The following is a 6,068-nucleotide window of genomic DNA, read 5'->3' on the forward strand; positions in this document are numbered from 1 at the left end:
ATGCAGTTCGGCTACAGCGAGATCTGTCTCGCACACGATCCCGGTTCGCGCCACCCCGAGTCGCCGGACCGGCTACGGGCGATCCGCAAACGGCTGCAGAAGAAACACGGCGTCGAGTACGTCGAGGCCGACCCCTGCGACCTCGATGCGATGGCGACCGTCCACGAGCGCGAGTACCTCGAGTCGGTCCGGGAGTTCTGTGCTGACGGCGGCGGCAGCTGGGACCCCGACACCACCGCCGTCGAGGAAACGTGGGACGCGGCCTCCCGGAGTGCGGGGTTAGCCTGTTGGGCCGCCGAAGAAGCCCTCGAGGGAGCGACGGGCCGTGAGACGCCCTTCTCGATCGGGCGTCCGCCGGGCCACCACGCGGTCTACGACAACGCGATGGGGTTTTGCTTCGTCAACAACGTCGCCGTCGCCGCCCAGCACGCACTCGATCACGACGCCTACGACGTCGATCGGGTTGCGATCATCGACTGGGACGTCCACCACGGCAACGGCACGCAGGACATCTTTTACGACCGCGGTGACGTCTTCTTCGTCTCGCTCCACGAACAGGGGCTCTATCCTGGCTCCGGCGATATCGACGAGACCGGTGCGGGCGACGGCGAGGGGACGACGATGAACATTCCCATGCCGGCCGGTACCGACGACGGCGAGTATCTCGCCGCCGTCGACGGCCCAATTGCCGCCGCACTCACCGACTTCGATCCCGACCTCCTGTTGATCAGCGCGGGCTTCGACGCCCACCGTCACGACCCCATCTCGCGGATCCGCCTCTCGACGGAGGCCTATGCCCTGTTGAGCGACCGGGTTCGAACCCTCGCCGAAGATACCGACGCCGCGCTTGCTTTCATTCTCGAGGGAGGATACGGCCTGGACGTCCTCGCCGACAGCGTCGCAATGGTCCACGAGACCTTCGACGGCCGCGAACCGATCGAGCCCGACGACGAGCCCGACGACAACGCCGAATCGACCCTCGAGGACGTCCTCGAGGCACACGACCTCGACGTCGAACTGGACGATCACTACTAGCGATCCGGCTCAGGGTCGCGGCTCGAAATAGGCCGCGAGTTCCGCACCGAACGTCGCGATCAACGCCGTGACCTCCTCGCCGACCAGCACTTCGTACCCGTCCTCGAGCGCCGTCTCGACGTGTGCGCCCAGTCCCACGTCGAAGAGCCGGCCGCTCTCGAGGAACTCGCGGGCGGTCGTGAACTCCCGCTCGCGCTCGGTGACGTACCGGTCGTCCTCGATGAACGGGCCGTACGACTTGGGATCGTCCGCGTAGGCGCCGTAGAACCCGTCGGCATGGTCGCGAACGTGGACCGGTGGCCCCTCGTGGCGCTCGACCCCGGGCCGTTCGCTCACTGCGAGTTCGACGAAGACGACAGCGGTCCCGTCGGCCATCGTCGTCGCCCGGAAGACATCGAACCCACGATCGTCGAGCCCTCGCGTGATTCCCTCCAGTGACTTCCGGAGCTGTGGATAGAGCTGGTCCTCGACGAGGTCCGGGGCGTCGAAACGGACGGCGACGGGAGTCGTCCCCCGGCGCTCGAGGTGGTCGCGCAGCTCCGCTTCGGTCAGCGGCGCAACCGTCTCCGGCTCGAACCATGCCGACCGCGGCGATTCGAGGAACGCCCGGGCGTAGTGTTGGAACCGGGCGACGTTCGCCGCCGAACAGACGGCGGCGACGTTGCGCTCGGGATCGGTCGGATCGATGATCACCAACGGATCGTCGAACGTCTTCGTCCCGTGATCCTCGGGATCGAGTTCCACCGGCGGCCGCCAGTCCGCTGCGGCCTCGAGCAGCGGTCGAAAGCCGCCGTACTCACACACGAGGAGTTCCGTGAGATAGCCGCTGAACCCCCGCGTTCGGAGGTCACTCCCGTAGACGCCGATCCCCTTGAGGAACTGCTTCGTGAGCCGAACGTCCCCCGCAAGCTCGTCGTCGAGCCGTTGCTGGAGATACTGCGTATGAAACGGCGTGCGGTCGACGGCCGACCGAATTTCCGTCGCGGACTCGAGCCGGAAACAGGGGACCACGTCGATATCGAACCCCTCGACCTCGCCCTTGACGTAGGGGTGTTCGGCGTATTCCTCGTGGCCCGACGGCAGGGTCGCGTGGCCGACCGCGAGGCCGTACTCCTCGAGGGTCTCACGGTCGAGTTCCGGCGGAAACCGAACGAAGATGTCGATGTCGCGATCGCCGGCGATCCAGGTGTTCCGGGCGGTCGAGCCGACCTGCAAGACGTCGGCCCCGTCACAGCGCTCGGTCGCCGCGGCCTCGGCCCGGTCGATGAGACGGTCGGCGACCTCGCGAAGCCGCGTCCGTTCCGCCTCGTCGGGGGTCACGCGATCACGAACCTCGGCGAGTACCGCCTCGAGATCGCGATCTCCGTCTCCATCCTCGGGTCCGTCCCGGTCAGCGTCCTCCTCGCTCATCGACCGAGCGTACTCGAGCGGTGCGTGAAAGGGTGTCGAACCCGCTGCAGGCAAAACGAAAGCCCTATCAAATACACCCGACTATCGGAGGATAGGCCGAAGTAGCTCAGATGGTAGAGCACCTCGCTGTTAACGAGGTTGTCCCAGGTTCGAGTCCTGGCTTCGGCGTCTTCTTCCCGACGCCGTGATCGATAGCATCGACTCTCCTCGCAGGTAGTAGTCGCCCGCCGGAGCATGGCGCAGATGCACTCCCTGCGTCTCAGCGATGGCGGCCGATGCATAACCCTGCCTTCGGGGGAGGGATTAACCACCTCCGCCAGCCATGTATACCTATGACCGCCGATCACGACGATCGCCGGAGTACCGACGACCACGGCCACGACCTCATCGACCCGCTCCACGTCGGCATCGTTACCGTCTCGAGTTCGCGCGCACGCGAAGACGATCCCGACGACCCGGGCGGAGATACCATCCGTGACTGCTTCGAGGGCGACGGCCACGAGGTTCGAGCCCGACTACTGGTCCGAGACGACTACTCGGCGATCCGAACTGCCGTCCGGCGGCTGGTCGCCCGTCAGGATATCGACGTCGTCTGTACCACTGGCGGGACCGGTGTCACCGTCGACGACGTCTCGCCGGAGGCGACGTCGTCCCTGTTCGAACGTGAACTGCCCGGCTTCGGTGAACTGTTCCGCTCGCTCTCCTGGGACGAAGTCGGCACGCGGGCGATGGCATCACGCGCGACCGCAGGTATCGCCGTCAACACGCCGGTCTTCTGTCTGCCCGGTAGCAAAAGCGCCTGCGAAACCGCCTGCGAGGAACTGATCGTCCCCGAAGCGCCGCACCTCGCGGGACTGGCGACTCGCCATCGGACCGGGGCGACCGATCAAACGCTCGCGGAGTACCGAGACGAGTAGCCGGCACGTCCACCGGGCAGTTGGGTCCCCTACGTTTCTCTCGAGCGGACCGGACAGCAAACGTTAATTAGTGCGCACGATTGGTCCCGACTGGAGGGCCCTTAGCTCAGTCCGGTGAGAGCGCTCGGCTCATAACCGAGTGGTCGATGGTTCGAATCCGTCAGGGCCCATGGAGTGCTGCTCGCGTCTGCTCGCAGCACGGAATGACTCCCTATTGATTCGAAGCAGGGAGGTACTTTGCTCCGACCGGGATTCGAATCCGTCGGGGCAATGATTACTGGAGACCACACGCTTAACCCTTAAATCGGAGACCTTCGTTATTTTGTCGGCTTCGGCCAATGATCAGCCATGACTTGCAGGGTCTGAGACGGCTATCTTCGAATGAATTCTCGATCTTCATACCCGTACGTATACAGTGTCTTAGGACGATCGTTTCGGGAGATGAAGCCCTATACCGAATGCAACGTCCTCTTATTGCCTCTGTCGAAGACCGTGCTGGCCCACTGCGACACCAGGTGGAGTTACAACTGAAATGGTAGACGTGTCCCGGTCACCGATCCCCCGATCGCACCGGCTCGCATCGCTCGCGACGCTGGTGCTGACGACAGTTGCCACCAGCGTCGGACTGTTCGTCCCGAACTTCTACCGCGATCACCCAGTATTGCTCCCCCAGATATACGGGCAAGACCTGTTAACGCTCGTGGTTGGCGTCCCAGCTCTCGCTATCTCGCTGTACTACGCGAACCGTGGGTCGCTACGGGGCTACGTCATTTGGCTCGGCGTGACTGGCTACCTGTTGTACACCTACGCCTCGTACGCCTTCATGACCGCGTTCAACGAACTGTACCTCGTGTACACGACGTTGCTCTGGCTGACGTTGTTCACGTTCGTCGGTGGGATGGTTCGACTCGACGCAGCAACGCTGAAACGCGACCTGGGCGAGGCGTCCGTTCGCCCCTACGTCGCCTTCCAGCTCTCGCTGGCCGTCTTGGTCTCGTTGCTATGGCTCTCGGAGATTTTGCCGGCGACCCTCGAGGGGACGTCGCCGCTGGCCATCGCCGAGGCGGAACTCCCTACCGCAGTTATTTATTCGCTGGATCTGGGCATCATCGTCCCTGCATTTGTTCTGACAGCCTACTGGCTCTGGAACCGTCGGGCCTGGGCATACGCGTTCACCGCCGTTTTGCTCGTGAAGATTGCCACACTCGGTGGCGCCGTCCTCACAATGATCGTTTTCATGACCCTCGAGGGGCAGGCTGTGCCGCTGCCCCAGATACTCATCTTCGGAACGCTAACGGCTATCAGTCTGTGGCTGATGGGTCGATTTCTGATGGCGATCGGTTCTGAGTCCAACCCGGTCCGGGAAAGAACATCGTAGATGGGCCTCGGGTATCCGACGACTGTCCGTGAAATACGCTTAAGACGCGGGCTGCGGTCCTGTACCTATGCGATACGTACGTATTCTCAAACGCATTATCAGTGTGTCCGTCGCTCTCTTCATCGTCGCTCTCGCCGGAACCGTCTGGCGCCAGCATGAGACGGCCCGCGCGTGGACGAACTTCGTCAGTCCGCGAACAGTGGGTTCGAGGCGGCGTTCACGGACGACGACGTCGAAGGAGTACCTGGCCCTGTCCGTGAGTACCTGACTAATGTACTCCCACAGGGACAACCGTATGTTGACCTGGTCCGACTCGAACAGACCGGTAAACTGCGCCTAGGTGATGCGTCGTCACCGTGGAAGCCGTTCACCGCGACACAGCACGTCACCGTAGATCCGCCGGGATTCTACTGGGACGCGTCGATCAGACTCGCCCCGCTTCTCTCGTTGCGCGTCCGTGACCTGTTCTGTGACCGCGAGGGCACTGCGAGCGTGTCCCTGTTCGGTGTCATCCCACTCGACAGCGCCACTTCGAGTCCGGAGTTAGAAGAAGCAGAATTGATGCGCTATCTCGCCGAGGCGGTCTGGTATCCGACTGCGCTCCTTCCCGCAGCGGGTATCGAGTGGGAGTCGATCGATGACAGTACGGCAAAAGCGACCGTCGAGGACGGGGACGTATCAGCCTCCCTTCCGTTCTCGTTCAACGAAGACGACGAGGTGACCAGGGACTACGCCGATCGATATCGACGCGTGGACGATGGCTACGAACTGATGCCCTGGTCCGGTTACTGGCGGAACTACGAGACACAGAACGGCGTGACCGTGCCAACAGAGGGGGAGGTCGTTTGGCACCTTCCGGACGGTGACGTACACGCATGGCAGGGAAGGGTCACGGATATACAGTACGACGAACTTCGTTCCTGTCGTGGACGTAACCGATGACCCTGACTCTCTTTGCCTCGTCCGAATCCGATACCGGACAATGACTCCCCCTTCGTCCACCGACACTGCACGAGGCGGTCACAGCCCGTGACGGTCTGTGAGTCGACTCGAACGGCACGGATCAGGCCGACAAGCGAAGCGAACTGTCTCCGATGTTTGATCGGCTCTCAGTATGAACGACTGTCATTTCGGGGGAGATAATTGGAATACTGTCCCATAACCGTGTGTGGGACTCCCTCTCTGTGAAGTATCGGTTCGTAGGCCTTAAGTAGTAACCAGCGATTGTGAATATATACGAAGAAAGAGGCGGCGTGCGTGACGCACTCTGTCTCCACGGATGATTCGAACCCGAAGGGGTTATGTACCCCAGACGGTCTACGAATACA

At 62.6% G+C, this 6,068-nt stretch carries 5 protein-coding genes and 2 tRNA genes; 6 read left to right on the plus strand and 1 reads right to left on the minus strand.

Annotation, left to right across the window (positions count from 1 at the left end; genetic code table 11):
* Window positions 1–1,035, plus strand: a complete 1,035-nt coding sequence (locus tag ACERIM_RS11070) for a histone deacetylase (RefSeq protein ID WP_006649948.1) — start codon at window positions 1–3, stop codon at window positions 1,033–1,035.
* 9 nt (window positions 1,036–1,044) lie between these two features.
* On the opposite strand, the gene cca is transcribed toward ACERIM_RS11070, so the two are convergent.
* The gene (gene cca / locus ACERIM_RS11075; RefSeq protein ID WP_006649949.1) at window positions 1,045–2,445 is read right to left on the minus strand and encodes a CCA tRNA nucleotidyltransferase; all 1,401 of its coding nucleotides are present in this window, start codon (window positions 2,443–2,445) and stop codon (window positions 1,045–1,047) included.
* 95 nt (window positions 2,446–2,540) lie between these two features.
* Here cca and ACERIM_RS11080 point away from each other — a divergent pair.
* From ACERIM_RS11080 to ACERIM_RS11100, 5 genes are all read left to right on the plus strand, one after another.
* Window positions 2,541–2,613, plus strand: a tRNA-Asn gene (locus ACERIM_RS11080).
* Window positions 2,614–2,777: 164 nt separating this feature from the next.
* A complete protein-coding gene (locus ACERIM_RS11085; RefSeq protein ID WP_006649950.1) occupies window positions 2,778–3,362 on the plus strand; it encodes a molybdenum cofactor biosynthesis protein B in 585 nt (194 codons plus the stop codon).
* Window positions 3,363–3,457: 95 nt separating this feature from the next.
* A tRNA-Ile gene (locus ACERIM_RS11090) sits at window positions 3,458–3,532 on the plus strand.
* A gap of 362 nt (window positions 3,533–3,894) precedes the next feature.
* Entirely contained in the window at window positions 3,895–4,740 is an 846-nt protein-coding gene (locus ACERIM_RS11095) for a hypothetical protein (RefSeq protein ID WP_006649957.1), read from the plus strand.
* Between the two features lie 171 nt (window positions 4,741–4,911).
* The gene (locus ACERIM_RS11100) at window positions 4,912–5,682 is read left to right on the plus strand and encodes a DUF6544 family protein (RefSeq protein ID WP_373632597.1); all 771 of its coding nucleotides are present in this window, start codon (window positions 4,912–4,914) and stop codon (window positions 5,680–5,682) included.
* Window positions 5,683–6,068: the final 386 nt, after the last annotated feature.

The organism is Natrinema sp. H-ect1 (genome assembly GCF_041821105.1).
GTDB classification, from domain to species: domain Archaea; phylum Halobacteriota; class Halobacteria; order Halobacteriales; family Natrialbaceae; genus Natrinema; species Natrinema thermotolerans.